Annotated in this window: 15 protein-coding genes; 4 read left to right on the top strand and 11 right to left on the bottom strand. The window is 38.6% G+C overall.

What is annotated here, in order from left to right:
* Nucleotides 1–389: 389 nt before the first annotated feature.
* The 5 genes from FFM84_RS08360 to FFM84_RS08340 all read right to left on the bottom strand — a co-directional run bounded on the left by FFM84_RS08360 (nucleotide 390) and on the right by FFM84_RS08340 (nucleotide 5,454).
* Entirely contained in the window at nucleotides 390–908 is a 519-nt protein-coding gene (locus tag FFM84_RS08360; RefSeq protein ID WP_130844816.1) for a PTS sugar transporter subunit IIB, read from the bottom strand.
* On the bottom strand, nucleotides 905–1,324 hold the full coding sequence (locus FFM84_RS08355) for a PTS sugar transporter subunit IIA (protein WP_130844815.1): 420 nt from the start codon (nucleotides 1,322–1,324) through the stop codon (nucleotides 905–907). Before FFM84_RS08355 ends, FFM84_RS08360 begins: the two co-directional genes overlap by 4 nt.
* Before the next feature lie 66 nt (nucleotides 1,325–1,390).
* Nucleotides 1,391–4,246, bottom strand: coding sequence for a sigma-54-dependent transcriptional regulator (locus tag FFM84_RS08350; protein WP_130844814.1), 2,856 nt, complete (start codon nucleotides 4,244–4,246; stop codon nucleotides 1,391–1,393).
* A gap of 163 nt (nucleotides 4,247–4,409) precedes the next feature.
* Nucleotides 4,410–4,616: an immunity protein gene (locus FFM84_RS08345; protein ID WP_130844813.1), complete on the bottom strand. Its 207-nt coding sequence runs from the start codon at nucleotides 4,614–4,616 to the stop codon at nucleotides 4,410–4,412.
* A gap of 82 nt (nucleotides 4,617–4,698) precedes the next feature.
* Nucleotides 4,699–5,454 (bottom strand): CPBP family intramembrane glutamic endopeptidase, encoded by a 756-nt coding sequence (locus tag FFM84_RS08340; RefSeq protein ID WP_130844812.1) that lies wholly within the window; start codon nucleotides 5,452–5,454, stop codon nucleotides 4,699–4,701.
* Between the two features lie 172 nt (nucleotides 5,455–5,626).
* Between FFM84_RS08340 and FFM84_RS08335 the strand changes: the two genes are divergently transcribed.
* Both FFM84_RS08335 and FFM84_RS08330 read left to right on the top strand, forming a co-directional pair.
* Nucleotides 5,627–6,010, top strand: coding sequence for a hypothetical protein (locus FFM84_RS08335; RefSeq protein WP_130844811.1), 384 nt, complete (start codon nucleotides 5,627–5,629; stop codon nucleotides 6,008–6,010).
* Between the two features lie 12 nt (nucleotides 6,011–6,022).
* The gene (locus FFM84_RS08330) at nucleotides 6,023–6,298 is read left to right on the top strand and encodes a type II toxin-antitoxin system Phd/YefM family antitoxin (RefSeq protein WP_130844810.1); all 276 of its coding nucleotides are present in this window, start codon (nucleotides 6,023–6,025) and stop codon (nucleotides 6,296–6,298) included.
* A 58-nt stretch (nucleotides 6,299–6,356) separates the two neighbouring features.
* On the opposite strand, the gene FFM84_RS08325 is transcribed toward FFM84_RS08330, so the two are convergent.
* Nucleotides 6,357–7,091 (bottom strand): hypothetical protein, encoded by a 735-nt coding sequence (locus FFM84_RS08325; protein ID WP_130844809.1) that lies wholly within the window; start codon nucleotides 7,089–7,091, stop codon nucleotides 6,357–6,359.
* Between the two features lie 1,172 nt (nucleotides 7,092–8,263).
* Nucleotides 8,264–10,360 carry a glycoside hydrolase domain-containing protein gene (locus FFM84_RS08320; RefSeq protein WP_130844808.1) on the bottom strand — a complete coding sequence of 699 codons (2,097 nt, stop codon included), beginning with the start codon at nucleotides 10,358–10,360 and terminating at the stop codon, nucleotides 8,264–8,266.
* 733 nt (nucleotides 10,361–11,093) lie between these two features.
* Here FFM84_RS08320 and FFM84_RS08305 point away from each other — a divergent pair.
* On the top strand, nucleotides 11,094–11,498 hold the full coding sequence (locus FFM84_RS08305) for a phage holin family protein (RefSeq protein ID WP_130844805.1): 405 nt from the start codon (nucleotides 11,094–11,096) through the stop codon (nucleotides 11,496–11,498).
* Nucleotides 11,479–11,829, top strand: coding sequence for an ArpU family phage packaging/lysis transcriptional regulator (locus tag FFM84_RS08300; RefSeq protein ID WP_130844804.1), 351 nt, complete (start codon nucleotides 11,479–11,481; stop codon nucleotides 11,827–11,829). The genes FFM84_RS08305 and FFM84_RS08300 overlap by 20 nt, the downstream gene beginning before the upstream one ends.
* A 487-nt stretch (nucleotides 11,830–12,316) precedes the next feature.
* On the opposite strand, the gene FFM84_RS08295 is transcribed toward FFM84_RS08300, so the two are convergent.
* The 4 genes from FFM84_RS08295 to FFM84_RS08280 all read right to left on the bottom strand — a co-directional run bounded on the left by FFM84_RS08295 (nucleotide 12,317) and on the right by FFM84_RS08280 (nucleotide 15,694).
* On the bottom strand, nucleotides 12,317–12,820 hold the full coding sequence (locus tag FFM84_RS08295) for a hypothetical protein (protein WP_130844803.1): 504 nt from the start codon (nucleotides 12,818–12,820) through the stop codon (nucleotides 12,317–12,319).
* Complete coding sequence (locus FFM84_RS08290; protein WP_130844802.1) at nucleotides 12,817–13,482, bottom strand: ATP-binding cassette domain-containing protein; 666 nt, start codon at nucleotides 13,480–13,482, stop codon at nucleotides 12,817–12,819. The genes FFM84_RS08295 and FFM84_RS08290 overlap by 4 nt, the downstream gene beginning before the upstream one ends.
* On the bottom strand, nucleotides 13,472–14,164 hold the full coding sequence (locus FFM84_RS08285) for a hypothetical protein (protein ID WP_130844801.1): 693 nt from the start codon (nucleotides 14,162–14,164) through the stop codon (nucleotides 13,472–13,474). The genes FFM84_RS08290 and FFM84_RS08285 overlap by 11 nt, the downstream gene beginning before the upstream one ends.
* Before the next feature lie 726 nt (nucleotides 14,165–14,890).
* Nucleotides 14,891–15,694 (bottom strand): hypothetical protein, encoded by an 804-nt coding sequence (locus FFM84_RS08280; protein ID WP_130844800.1) that lies wholly within the window; start codon nucleotides 15,692–15,694, stop codon nucleotides 14,891–14,893.
* Between the last annotated feature and the right edge of the window lie 31 nt (nucleotides 15,695–15,725).

The following is a 15,725-nucleotide window of genomic DNA, read 5'->3' as shown; positions in this document are numbered from 1 at the left end:
GAGACAGGCTGAGCCAAAAAACGGTCTCAGCCTTCGTTTTGAACCGCTAAAACCGCGTTTCAAAAGCGCTAGTCTCTAAGCGATAAATCGCTAAGAGACACCCACGGCTGGGCGCTGAATGGACTCACTCTCGGCTAACTTTGACTCAAATTAAAATAATGATCACTTATAGACTCACATCATAAGATGAATCATGATATAGCCGGAGGCAGCCAGTGATGGCGCCAGCTGTGAAGACATCGTTAGTCCGGATGATTCTACCGGACTTTACGATGTGGACGACTTTTGAGACTAGCGGGTTGGGCTAGGCTTAAAAGCGAGGTGGAAGCCCGAATTTCGGCTGGAACCGGTCCCCACAGCTGGCAGAATCACTGGCTGGCGTAGGCCGCTTAATCCGTAGCCGTTGCTTGAAAGCCATTCTTAGCCAATAGTGGCATCACATCGACACGCTTATCGGTTGGCACTTTTTGTGCGTAAACTTTTAACCCCGCTGCTTGTAATTGATACAACGCTTGGGCCTCATCGGGACCGATCGCGATGGCATTGGTGACCATCACCATGCCCCCTGAATAGGCCAGACTGCCAATATTGATGCCGACCGACTGAAAGTCTAACCCACCAGCCACTAGTCGGGCCATGTTTTGCGGCGTATCTGTTAAAATCAATGGTTTCATATTGTCGAATAATGAATCGTGATAAATCTCAATCATTTTATCAACTGTAATCACATTAGCCTTTACTTCCGGTGGTGTGGCTTGAATAATCAACAATTTGCGCAAAGCATCTTGAGCCACTGTATCTGACACCACTAAAATACGCGTTGGTGCCACAAATTTGGTCCAAACAGTCGCCACTTGGCCGTGTAACAGCCGACTATCGATTCGCGCGAGACGCACATCCATGGTCATAGTAGCTCCGCTTCTTCACCGTCTTGTAAGAGTTCCAAGTGCTTAATGCCGATTTTACCCGTTTCTTCCAAATGCGCGATAACTTCATTGATCGGCTTGTCACGCACCGTATAGGCTTCAATCAACATTGGCAAGTTAAGCCCGGTGATTAGGCCCATACGATCAGCGTGTTCTGCAACGATCCGACTTGCCGCATTAAATGGTGAGCCTCCCCATAGATCTACTAAAAATAGGATTTCATCATTATCTTCGAATGTCGCCACTGCGGCATCTAATTTTTGTGATAGTTCTTCTGGTTCTTCATCCAATTCAAACGTCACCGTTTTTACTTTTGGTTGTTGCCCAAAAATCATATATGACGAGTTCACGACACCCTTGGCAAATTCGCCGTGACTCACAACGATAAATGCTAACATTTTGCTACCCCTCTCTTAATCCGGTCTGCTACTTTTATTCATGCAAAAAACGTGCCAACTAGTGTATCATTTCAACTCAGCTTGATGAGATTCCAATAATTGCACAATATAATACGTTTCGGCCGCCGAAAATTCTAGCTGTAGTTGCGCCGTAATTTGGTCATTGGCTTCAATAACGACTGGATACCAAGGCGCATCTGGTAATGTCGTGAGCTCTTCGGCTGGGGCCGTAATCGAATCTTTAATGGCGGTCCGTTCTAGCGCGCCCGCTAAATGCATGATCAAATCAATCCGAAAAGCATTAGCCATTGGCTGTGCCAAATGTTCGCCGATCACTTCACTATATTGCCACAATAAGGTGGTTAGTTTGCGTGGATTCAAGAACGTGAAATAATCACCGAGATATCGTTCACAAAGTTCAGGCGTTAATTCACGTAAGTCGGTCAACTTGTTCTGCGGCGCATTTAAGCCCGTTGCCAGTTGATCGATGAACTTCTCCCCGCCACCTTGTAATAACTCTTCTAACGAGATAAATGGCACGTCTAAATCCGGCTTGGCAATCCCAGTCGCCGCAATAATTTGATAAGACTGGGCGATTTGAGCCAACCGCGCCGCCATATTAACAACAGAAACAGGGAAAACGGTAATCCCTTCAATAAAGTTCTGAGCCAACAAACTATCCAAAATCGTTTTAATCCGTTCGGCCGTCCCCACACCTGTTGAGCAAATCGCAATGATGGCCCGCTGATCCGTAGCCGCTTTAGCTGGAACCACTTCTGGCGCCGATTCCGCTTCAGTTGGCAGGTTGCGTGAAATCCGTGAATACCCTTTGAATCCAACCAGTTCATGGTAAATCGTGTCTAGATTACTATCAATCAAACTCGCTTTACGAACCGCTTCTAGGACAACCGGGGTCGTCACCATATCAATAGTCCGAATCTTAACCTTAGTTTCGGCCTCAATCCGTTTGCCAAAGGTGGTCAACGATCCCATATCGACTAACATCAACACCCCGTTGCCAGCATCTAACTTGATGGCTAGCTCTTTGACCCGCGTATAGGCGCTATTAGGGTCCATATCGAGCGGCATGTCGAACGCACCGACATCATAATCATCTAATAATTGCCCGACCACTTGAGCCATTGATGATGCGGTACTCATCCCATGGGCCGCGACTAAAACGCCAACCTTACCATCTAGTTGCATCGACTTGAGCGAAATCAATAGAATAGCTAGATAGTACACTTCTGATTGTGGGATCGGTAAATGGTAGCGTTCATCTAATGACTGCTTCAAATACTCAGCGGCTTTAATTTCCGCGGGATAATCTTTCACCATCGCCAACATATCTTGACTCATCTGTCGCATCGGTTTGCCGGCTTGAATCCGTTTGATAAACGAACTGATATGCAAGCTTACCGCATAAATAAAGTTGTCTTTGAAATTGTAACCCAGCATTTCTTGAATCGTGGTTTGCGCCATCTTGGTAAAATCAATCACATCTTGGTCGACAATCTCCGCCAACTTATTTTCTGGCGACACATTCATCTGTGTCTGTTTATAAAATGACTTCAAATGTAAGTTAATATCGGTCGTGATAAAACGATTGATGTGTTCCTTATCGAGCCCTTCACGGCGTAACAAAGACGCTTTGTCCCCAATAATCTCGTAAAGATTGTAAGGTAACTCATAGTTATCGTTCTTATTGCGAATCGGAGTTGGACCATCGTTTGGTTTCACAATTAAAAATGGATCGAGTAATTCTGAAATGGCACCGAGTTCATGCCGATTTGAGGCCACCGTTACGAGACCGCCCCGGATGTTTTCTGGTAAATCATCCATCGTGATTTCAATTTCACTGTCATTTTCAATGCTATTAACAAAACCTTGCGCGCAGACTAACTGAATGTTGGACTTCAATTGTCCAACGTTCCCAAACGTGACCGAACCAAGTAAGGCTTGTACCACATCTTCGGTCAAGCGAATCTGCTTGTTGATGCGATTCGCTTCTAAAGATAAGAGGGCCTTCAAAAGTTCCAACCGTTCTTTAGCTGAACGATCATTAAAGGCTGGTAACTGAATCGTAATTGGAATTCGCCGGACGAATGTCTGGAGTAACGAACTCTTCGGATCTTCAGTGGTGGCACAGACTAACCGCACGTTGGCATGATGATTCTTGGCCGTTTCCCCTAAACGCGAATAAGTCCCATGATCCATGAAGTAGAAGATCATTTCTTGCCCTTCAGGGGGTAAGCGGTGGACTTCATCGAGGAATAACATGCCGCCATCCGCCTCTTGAATCAGGCCGTCTTTATCTTCATTGGCGCCAGTAAATGACCCTTTGATGTAGCCAAATAGATGTGACATTAACAACTCTGGATTATGCGCATAATCGGCACAGTTAAACGTAATTAGTCCCTGCGGATTCGTTAAGACCTGTTGTGATTCCGCAAACTGATACATCGTGTTGGCAAAGTACGTTTTCCCGGAACCAGTCGGCCCAATGATCAAGGTGTTAAGCCCACGCGGTGGATAAAGAATCGCCGCTTTAGCTTGTTCCACTTGATTCTTTTCACTCTCATGCGCGCCAATCATGCTATCGAATAAATCATGTTGGGTATCGTAGTTGGGCTTAGGCACTGTTGCGACTGGTGCTGCTTGTCTTGCCGGCGTGATGGGTGACGTCGTGGATGCTGCCGGTCCAGACATCATCTCAGCCGGTGCAACTTCGGCATCTAATGGCACGTATCGCACTGGTCGACCAGCGAGCTTTTGTAGCTCACCGTCTCTGACCAACGCATTCAGTTCCTTACTAACATTGGGACGAGCTAACATCAAGGCCTCCGCCACCGCTTTCGTGGTGAGGCCATTAGCGTCTCCATGCTGACACAAATATTCATAAATGCGGGCTTTCCGTGTCAATTCCGTCACTCCTTTTATGTAACCGTTTTACAGTATCAGTGTATTGAAACACTGCGATATGCTCTAGTTTAACACACTACTTGTTGATACACTATTTCGAGTCCCAGATCGACAAAAAGGCCACAATCCTAATTGCTGATCGTGACCAATTAAGCGTATTGGGTTAAAACGGTAAACCATAAAATAGCAGCATAATCCCCGCAAATAAGAGAATGATGCCAAACAAGAACCCATACCATAATCCAAAAGCAATAAACGCTGACGTCCCTTGATTACCGTGATGTTTAACTTGCATAAAAGCGTTCTTGGCCGCGTAAAACTGCCAGATACTTAACGCCAGACAAGCAATTCCAACTAATTTTACAATCATGTGATGACCCGCTTTCCTTTTTAATCTTATGTAACCCTTTATATCATTATTATAGCCGCTTTTTCGGCGAATTAACAATCACTTATTGCGGTAACTTTTTACCATGATAGTGAAATGAATGAACCTGAAAAAAGACAACCCCACAAGCGATCACTGCTATGCCCAATACAATCATAACCATTATTTGAACCTGTGAACTGTTCAAAGTTGCGATATTCGACTGTTGACTACCCACGACCACCGGTAAATCATCTAGGAAATGTAGTATGATCGTTAATAATAAATTGTGCGTCTTCAAATACACCGCACCCCACAGCATTCCCGATGCAAAAACAAAGATTACTTGAATCATAACTGTGTTAAGGGAGCCGTGTGCTAGATTAACAACATGAACTAGACCAAAAGCCAAACTACTTATCAAGACCGCTACAAATGGCCGACCACCAGCAACCGTTAATCCCAGCGGAATCAGTAATCCACGACAGATGATTTCTTCTGCCACAGCGATCATCATTACCGTCAATAAAATCAAGATCGTCACTTTATTGAACGCCATCGTCGACCAACTGGGCAGCTTCATGATCGTAAAGTAAATTAACGCCGGTAATAGTTGAACTAGCTGTCCTACCGGCTTATGCCTTGAAAAGAAATGAATCGGTACATGCCAATAACGTTGATTTAACCCATATGCCAGTAAGATAATCACACAATCGCAAGCCAACTGACCAAATCGTTCCGGTACAGCCCAGGCAATTAAATATGGCACAACAAGTAACCCCAACGGTACCAAAGCAAAAAATACGATGATTCCCAACCAACTTTTTTTCTTACTTAACATCTTTAAAATCCCCCTCGCATCACAATTAAGATAATGCTTTATTCACCGCTTTATGTAACCCCTTACAATTAATAATATACACCCATAATTTGTCGACAAGCTCATTAATCATATCAACTCGTGGTTGATGTGTGTTATTTTATAGATAAATCCTAAAAAAAGAGGCTGAAAAATGAGTGACCGGGCTAATCGAATTACCATCCGCATCATAATAGTACTGATCGTTATCTTTTTTTTGATAACTGGCGGCATCTGGGGCTATCGCGAATACATGACTTCGGATGTCCACCTCTCGCGCATCGTGACAGCCGAAATGAATCAGCTACTAAGCTCTCAAAATCACATCACGATGAAAAAGCTAGCCGCTAATCCTAAAACGTACCGATTCCTAAAAAACACGACCGCCACAACTAAAGTTAAAGATACTTCTGACTACCAAATGCAACTCAATCATTGGGATGGCTATACAACTATCCTTAATACGCGCGGCGTTGATGTTTATATCACACATGTTGGCGGCTATACTTGGAAAATTAAACGCATTGAAGTTCAATAAGGAGGGATTCCAATGACCACGATTACGACTAATCTTGATAATGCTCGTCATCATCTCAATAAGTTGACAGATGATATTGTTGAATTTAACGATCAGGTGATCATCACTAAACCCAATAGCGAAAATGTGGTTATCATGTCCGAAGATGAATTTCGTTCTTGGGAAGAGACTTTATATCTACTAGAATCAGAAGAAAATCGTCAAGCACTAAACAAGTCAATCGATCAGTTGAAAAGTGTAAGCATTAAGACACTTTCAGCAGCTGATTGGCATCGTTTAAATGACTAGCTAGTCTGATCAGTCCCAATCCTAATGAGGCGATTCATAACCAAACTTTAATGCGCTATTACCTTTCTTCAACTTCAACTGGCCACGTCTTGCAAGCAACCACAGCACTTAAAATAATGATTGCTATTATTATCAACTTAGCAATCATTATGCCAAAGTCGACTAAACCGCCATTTACAAACTTGCCAAGAGTTGATGGCGATGGCAATCGCGAGACCAATAATTTTTGCCCCAAGAAGTAGCTTGCTAGGCCATCACCAACAACCATTAAAACACTGACTATTGCAATGAAAGTAGCTCTTTTAACGAACTGATACAGACAAGTCATAATAATTGAGATTAACATTAAAAGCCATGACAACGACAAGATCCAAATCGTTACTAAACGAAGATTAATTGGTAAAAAGAAAAAAAGTATCGTCGCGCCTTGTCGAAGCCCCACCATTAAAAAGATGGCTATCCCAATAAGCATGCTATATAACAACGACTGCACAAATGCATTGACTACCATTATTGCAATATATGTACGCCGCTGAATTAAATGTAGTTTAACTAAATGATCAAGTTGCCTCATGTTCCGTGCATACCAAAAACAAAAGAATGGAATAATAATCATGATATAATTCAGTCTTTGACCACTGTTATTGATGAAGTTAAGCATCGGTGGTAAGACTTTATGTACATTTACAAATCCACTAAGAAAGAGTATCGCCAGTACAGCAAGCGGCCAGTCTTGTTTTATAATTGCACTGATCGTTGAATAGCCCAATTTTACGGTGCTCTTAATCCGCATGTTCTTTACACCCTTCATGAAAATTATTAGTATTAGGTCAAACCTAACCCATCACCCTTTTCTATAAAAAGCCGTACTATAAATACCAATTCGAGTATAACCTAATGAATTCATAGTCAACAAGAACACTAGAATACACACATATTCATAGATTAAAAAACACCTTTCTGATTTAAGTTCTTTTCGTCCTAGTTATGCACGGTATAGCACTCAATAATGTTATAACAATATTCATTTTCATCAATTTTCAAATCCTGCTATAACTAAATTTTTAACATTAAATAACGATCATTTAACTATGAAACCGTCTTTTAATCACCCCATAATTTTCTAAATAATATACCATGAACCAATTTACGCAATGCCTCCAGCTCTCATGCGTATCTACATCCTCAAACACCAACGTAACAATGATCGTGTCAATAATTGATTCTTTTTAATTAATTTAGCAGTACAACATTTCATAATAATTATTATGTCTTCGTATACTTGCTTAACAGTGAGATAGCCTTTTATTGTCTATCGTAGTGGTTCATGTGTATACTTGGTAAATAGGAGGTGTGAAATGATTTTTATATTTGTTTTATTACTCGTTGTACTACCCCTAACAACATCTATTATCCTCATCAACGTTTACAAAAGGATTCTATTGATTAACGCTGTGTCTGATACAGGAGCACAGGTCCCAACCAAATCCAATCTAAGGTCAAAGGCAAAAATTGAACGCAATAGGCTGATCACTATGTTCAAAAATACTCACTCAATTAGAATCCGTCTAGCTATTTTTTTACACTTTCTTGAATCTATCATTATATATGCAGTCTTAATTAACTTATTCATAAACATCTCGAATGCCCTTATTATCATGCTGGGGTATTGTCCATTAATAGCCCTTGATCAACTATTTTTTCAAAGGATCTTTTATGATTATTGGAAAAAAGCTAATGATCCCACAATCATTTTATTGTCACCAAAAGCGTTTCATGTAACTCAAAGAATACGAAATCAGGTCGGCTTGTTATACTTTTGTCTCATGTTAGACTTTTTAGGCATCCTATACTTTCTTCACGTACAAGACTTAGTTTTCGCTAACTAAAAAGATCCCCTACAAGAATTAATTTACTTAACTCTTGTAGGGGATCTTTCACTTAAAATTGATTTTTTTGTAAATATTAAACAGCAATCAGAATTGCTCTCAGAGTATTTAAAAATATCTCAACGATACCCGTTGCTGCACCGACCAGTTCCCCTCCAAAAATAACGGCAATTACCACTCCCCCAGCAATAATAGCAATTTCTGCCCCTTTCGAAACAGTTTGTAACACATTTGTTAGACCGTCTGGCCAATCGATATCATTATTAGAAAAGCTTAATGACAATGTCATAGATAATGTTTCCTTTAGATTACCTTTTTTAACTGAATATACATAATAAGTCATCGAAATAGTAAAAATTCCATCACTTGATACACCATAACTAACCGATACCTTACCTTTTTTTATCTGTGTTGTTAGGCTCATCTTATTCAATCCATTCATTACCGTATCAACGGATTGTTTTATATTATACTCATCAGCGCTGAATTGATCTGTTAACCAATCACGAATTTTAGCCTGTGGCAACTGATAATTAGAAATGGTAAATGTCGAATTACTATCACCCTCAGCAATATCTTGCGCTGCTAACCATTTAACTTTAAATGGACCGTAGGCTGTCGTGTACGGAACTCCTAGCTTTATATCAAGTGACCCTTTGATTTCATTCAAAGCATCTTCGGCTGTAATGCCAGTTTCTTCAAAATGTTTTTGTCCTGGATCTAGGTAGGAAGCCGCATCTTGGTCAATATCGACTCCAGAGCCAGTAGTATACTCTACAAACTGATCAAAGCACCAACCATCTGGCATCGGAAAACCTAAATTTCCAGACCAACCATATGACATATTTGCAACAAAGAATCGATCAATACCCACTTTTGATGCTGCATGACGACACATATTACGAGTTCCGTACATACCAGTAATATATCCCAGCGGTTCCAGAGCGTTTTTAACAGCTGCCATATACGCCATCACCGTACCATCAATATCTCCATCTTGTAAATCAAAATCAGCGGCAAAGTAAATAATCGTTCCATCAGGGAATCCCAAATCGCGTGCAGCATTAGCTGCAATATACGCATCTTCATTCCCTTGTTTGGCCGTAAAATATGCTTCTCTATAGCCTCCATCTTCATAAATCGGAAAAATCGAAAAACCGTTGCTAGTTAACTTGGAAACTTCATCAGACGTTAAATATTTATTTTTTTCATTATCATCTTGGCCAACAGTTCCGGTTAAATAACGTCCAACGATTGAAAATCCAGCATTATATAGACGAGAAATCATCTTAACATCTGTCAACTGCGTTGCACAATCGAATGCAACCGAATCACGAGATGTATCTCCATTACTGGTAAGCAATCCCTTGATAACTCGCATATCTGCAATCCCATTATATTCGGGTAATCTCATAAAATGACGAAATTTTAAAACTTCATCAGCAACTTCTGGTGAGTAATAGCCATCAATGGCCCCATCTTTATAAAAGTTATTGACGTATAATCCATATTGAATTAATTTGACAATATCACCAGTAACGCCTTCAACAATAGTCGGCGTTTTTTGAATTGTCTGGCTACCATAATTACCATTAGGTGTTGAAACTCCTGACAATACTTGCAATGCATAAATCAAGGCCTGATTAGTATCACGTTGATAAATACCATCACAAGGCCGAAGACCAATATAATGCTCATAATTAGCATTCAACCACTGTTGCATATCTCGAACTACCTGATCACCATTAGATACTAGTGTAAATGCACTCATATCGAATAAAGCTCTCATTAAATTAGTTGTCATAGAGCCATCAGGTGTAATCCCCGCATTGGCTTGTAATTGTTTAACTGCATCGACCGTATCTTCTGTATATTTCCGTGAAAAATCATTTGGCGAAATACCCTTACACCAAAATGCACCTTGAATCAGCATAGCGATATTACCAGAATAGCCAATTCCTAAAACACCTACATTTTCATTACAAGCTGCAATAGTTAAATCTCCAAATCCGTCATCAAGTTCGGAAATGCCAAACTCATACTGAAGACCTTTACGAAGACCATAAATAGTTGCCCACCCCGTATGACCATCTTCTGGAACGCTACCAAATTTAGGAACATCCCCATAGGTTTTGTTCAACCATTTCTGAACTTTTAAAACTGCTATATCCATCGCTATCAACACTCCTACATATATTTTTAGTTGATTAAATCAACATCTATATATTAAATAGGATTCTTATTTATAACCTGCCAACTTCGTGTCAATATGGTCGAAAAAGTTGATGCGTTAACTTTAATTAAGTAGTTAGCGATTTCAATCACGTTAACTTAAGCTTCTCTATTAAGAATACAAACACCTTAACTTTTTCAGACATTAAACTCAAAATTTAAAAATAATCTCTTTATAATATTACTGCTTCACTCCAACTATAGTGAACTTGGTATTAAATAATGTTTCATGCCAAACACTTAAAATGTACAAGACAGTATATTGGCAGTTAACTGACAATTTTGGTCTGCTCTTTCAAGTTATTATTTACTCATCAAAACGCAACAGGTTTTGAAATTAAAGGAAGGAGAACACTGCTATGTATTATACTGTTAAACCCGGAGATACTCTGAGCGAAATTGCCGTTCGTTTCCACGTTACTATTTACGAATTGTATATGTGGAACAATATTGCTGATATTGACAAAATCTATGTTGGGCAAGTATTAAAAGTCCGTAACTAAAGTCAAGAAAGTAGGTTTCTATCTTATGTACTACACTGTTAAATCTGGTGACACTCTGAGCGAAATTGCTGTTCGTTTCCACGTTACTATTTACGAATTATATATGTGGAACAATATTGCTGACATTGACAAAATCTATGTTGGGCAAGTATTACGAGTTCGTTAAACACCATGTTTTTAGATGATCACGAATTACTTTTTAATATTTTCAGTATGAAAGATAACTTGTATGTTCACTTTTTTATCATTGCTGTTATCTTTGATATTTTAACGGGAAATCTTCGTGGAATTCTTTCAAATAATTATCAAAAGCTCGACAGTAGTATTGGGTTAAAAGGATTGCTAAAACACATTATTGTGATTCTCATCTTGCTCACAATATATCCATACTTAACCCTTCTTGGATTCAAACCTTATGCCAATACCATAATGGGATTCTATATTCTTAATTACAGTATTTCTGTAGTTGAGAATTTAGGACAATTAGGAATAAAGCTTCCACATTCTATTATTAAAAGTCTTGCAAAACTTTCTGATCAACAGGAGGAAAACAATAATGACCACCAGCAACATTAACCACGCAAAAGAATTACTAAAAGAATTCAGACACTTGTTTCGACGGAGTAATCTGCGTTCAATAGTGGCTAATGAAGACTTCACATTGCAAACCTCACCTTCAGAAAATAATAATAGTATCGTAACCGAAGTTCAATCTATCATCACAGCCATCAATAAATTAAATACCTTGGAACGTTCTATCCTCTATTGGAAATACATCAATATCGAAGAATTGACCAACGTAGGTATTTGGTTAGAGCTTTGTGTTGGGGAGAGAACCTTTTATCGGAAGCTAAAACTAGCACATCAACATTTTTCAGAGGCCTATTCCAATTCCTCCATAAATTAATTTGCATTGTACTAGGTAAAAATTTGAAGCATTACTGTACAAAACCAACTTCCACTTAAATATCTTAGTTGCCTATAGTAACTAAAAGCCGTGTTTCAAGTATTGACACTAATACCTGAAACACGGCTTCACTATTACAATTTATTTAACACTGGGTCCTGTATCAACACTCATACAGTCATTTCTTATTGGCAATCAAGCATTGCCATAAAATCCGAGGTCTTTCCAAACCATTCAACCTTTTTTGTCACATAATCAGTCGTACATTCATTAAAGAACATGTTATAAAACATTTAACTCGTCCTCTGATTGACGGCCTTTTTTAGTGCAATTATGCACAGTCTTCTTACACAGTAATTATATGATCGTTCTGTTTAATTAGTAAGCTTACAACGTTTAGTTGCTGACATACTTTGAAAGTAGTAATACTGTAATACCGGTATTTTTGTTACTTATATTCCTTGAAGTATATATTTTTGTACTAAATTCAAACGTACTTATGAACTATAGTCAAGGTTGTGCCAGTCTCTTCTAGAAGATAAACTTGGAAATCTCGTAGAGCCGATTCAGGATAACCATTTTGAATATAGAGATCTACAATTACATTTCCTGAAGTTTTCCAACTCTTTCCAGTTAGCATAACACTTTTCCCCGGATTAGCAGTCCATACAGTTCCGCCCGCCTGAACTCTGACCTGATTAGACATATTTACCGGATGTTTTAGATTCTTAGCACCTATAGACCCTTTCATCAGACTAATTTTATATGGTACTGTTACTCGAAGAACCTTATTCTGGTTCTTGTTGATCATCATTTTCTTAACCTTGGGTTTACCAATGATGGTTGGAGCCGTTCCTAGAGTTGCCACACCATAGCGCGTTGTTGCTTCCTCAATCCGAGACTCGGTATCTCGAATATTTAAAATGTAGATTTTGTAGCCAGACACAATAAATAGGATCGCTGCAAAGATTAACACCAGCCATTTCTTCATAAAACAGCATCCATTTCTGAAACGACACACCCATTCTCTAAGCGAATTATATTCTGAGTATTCGTAATCACTTGTAAAAAGCTGCGATCATGACTAGCCACAATGATTGTGACGTTATTTGCTTGTAACTGATCTATTATTTTGACAAGTCGATTAATACCTGATTCGTCTAAAGCATTGGTTGGCTCATCTAGTAGAACAATTTTAGGTTGTCCAATAATTGCCTGAGCGATGCCTAATCTTTGTTTCATTCCAAGTGAATATTTATGGAATAGACGTTTGTCTTCAGGATTGAGGCCAACGCGATCTAAAATGTTGTTAATTTCATTTTTTATTGATTTATGTTTCTTGCTTAATAGACTCAATAATTCTAAGTTTTGCGCACCCGTGAACTCGTTAACGAAACTTGGATTCTCAATCATGGCTCCGATGCCTTCTGGGACTCCTCCCATTTTTATGCTTTTATCCCCAATCTTAACGCAACCGGTGTTGGGCTTAATGAGGCCGGCAATGGTACGTAAAATCATGGTCTTTCCGGAACCATTAATACCGGTCAATCCATATGTCTGCCCCGCCTTGAATTTCAAATCTATATTGTTCAGTACCAATGCGCCTTTAATTTTTTTGGAAACATTTTGAATTTCAATTTGATTATCGTTCATCAATTTCTCCTTTTTTATACTCTATTCCATAGCTAAAAATACACCCAATAACAAAAATTACTACTAAGTAGACAGTTTCTATTAATAGAACTTGCCACCACATCAATCCAGCTTCTTGCGCTCTGACAGGCATCAAAAAATTTGCTGGTAATAACTTTATGAAACTATTCATGCCAATAACAGGAAACAATATTGCGCAAAAAAAACTTATTTCAATCTTTTGACTTAACGCCAATAGTAGCCAGATCGAAGTAATCAAGATACTGCCACCTGTAAAAATAACAACTGCTGTCAATGCAATGTATATTAAGAATATTTTAAAAAAAGAAAAAAATATTAGGTCCAATACAGCTGTGCTAATCCCAAATACGCAAAATCTGAATGCCCAGTATTTAATTCGAGAACATCCCGCCAAAACAAATTGTTCTGATACCCCTTCTTTAAAAAGATACATTAACGGAAAGAGTACAATGCTTGGCCAAATCAGCATCCAATACCAAAAAAAAGGGAAAGCAAATGGCGCTGATTGAACATTAAAAACAGTTTTTCCAGCAATAAGCTCCAGAAATTCTAATCCACGAAATTGCAGTAATAAATATCCTATTACTGTTGTTCCAAATAATGCTGAAGATTTTCTTAAGGACAAAGAAAAAAGTTCAAAACTAGCCTTTACTCGGTACATTAACCCTGTTCCCCCCGATTCATTAACCAATCCTTGCGATTCACTACTATTCCTAAGAAAATTGATGCTAAGATTATTAGTCCGATGAACAGCAAGAATAAATCGAATAGTCCGCCTTTTGCTAACTTTACAATATTCGTCGCAGAAGGTAACCTTGAAACTAATAGATTACGTCCCCAAAAGAACGATATTAAATTTTCGCTACAAACAAGTAGAATACAAACTGCTGCTGTGAGAATGGGCCCTTTCACGAATTGATAAATACAAGTCATCATAACCGAGATAAAAAGGAGATATCCAAACATGGATAATATCCAAATTAATAGAACGTAAAGATTGATTGTACGATAGAAGAAATATAGCGTAACACCTTGTCGAACACCGACAGATAAAAACATAGTTACGCCTATAAAGAAACTATAAACTAGCGAATTGACGATTGAGTTAGCTATCATCACAGAAACATATATTGGTCGCTGTAACAAATGTGCTTTAATGGTTTGATCAAGGTGGGACATGCTCCACGCATACCAGAAACAAAAGCAAGGGATAATAATAAATACGTAATTCATTTCTGAACCACTGTTATTAATAAAGTTAAGCATTGGTGGCATTGTTTTGTGTACATTCATGAATCCATAAATGAAAAGCATAGCCGTAATGATATATATCCACTTATATTTTAAATTTGTGCTGATTAAAGAAATACTGATCTTTAAAGAGTTCTTAAATTGCATATCTTCTTCTGCCTCTCATAAAAATAAGCAAAGTCAGCGTCATAAAGATAGCATAACTAAAAACTATTAACGGGAAACTAATTCCATGAATCATGCCAGTTTGATTAGCATATGTTGTTGGAATAACTGAACTTCCCCAAATATCGTCCGATAAGGGAATAAAGAATCTGGCCATGTAAATTAAAATAAACGAACTACTGACTGTCACAAATACAGACCTAGTCCACATTCCAATACTAAATGCCAAAGCTGCGAGTAATCCACCAACTAGGAAGGCAATGAACAAAAATAGAAAGACATGTATTAAAGGATGACTATAATAAAGATCTGGGAATATAGTTAAAGACATTTTGTTGATTGTTATGTTTCCATCTCCATCTAATACCAGGTTGGGCTTAATTGCTGGTAAAATAGTTGCTAAAATATAAAAATTCAACATTAACGGAATAGTTCCAACCGTCCCACCCACAAGAAAGTTCATTATAAAAGCTCTGTTCATATACTTTTTTGAGTGTCCCTGCACCTGTATCAAGTAAAAATAATTATTCTTTTGATCGGATCTTAAAATACTTGCAAACGGAATAGCCACTAGTAGTGGAAATACCATCCAATAAATCTGCGGTAGTGGAGATCCGGTAAAACTTTCAATCCAGTGAGTATACAATGAAGTTTGCAATCTGTTACCGATATTTAAAATTTCTGGCACCTGGGCCAATGTGATCAGGCTACCTAGTAAAATGGCGAAATAGAAACCAGGTCGTCTGACCAAACGTGAGAATAGGTATTTATACATAAAATAGTCTCCTAGAAGTGGTTTAAATATT

The sequence above is a fragment of the Lactiplantibacillus mudanjiangensis genome, assembly GCF_005405385.1.
GTDB classification, from domain to species: Bacteria; Bacillota; Bacilli; order Lactobacillales; family Lactobacillaceae; genus Lactiplantibacillus; species Lactiplantibacillus mudanjiangensis.
This window is presented reverse-complemented; position numbering and strand designations above follow the sequence as displayed.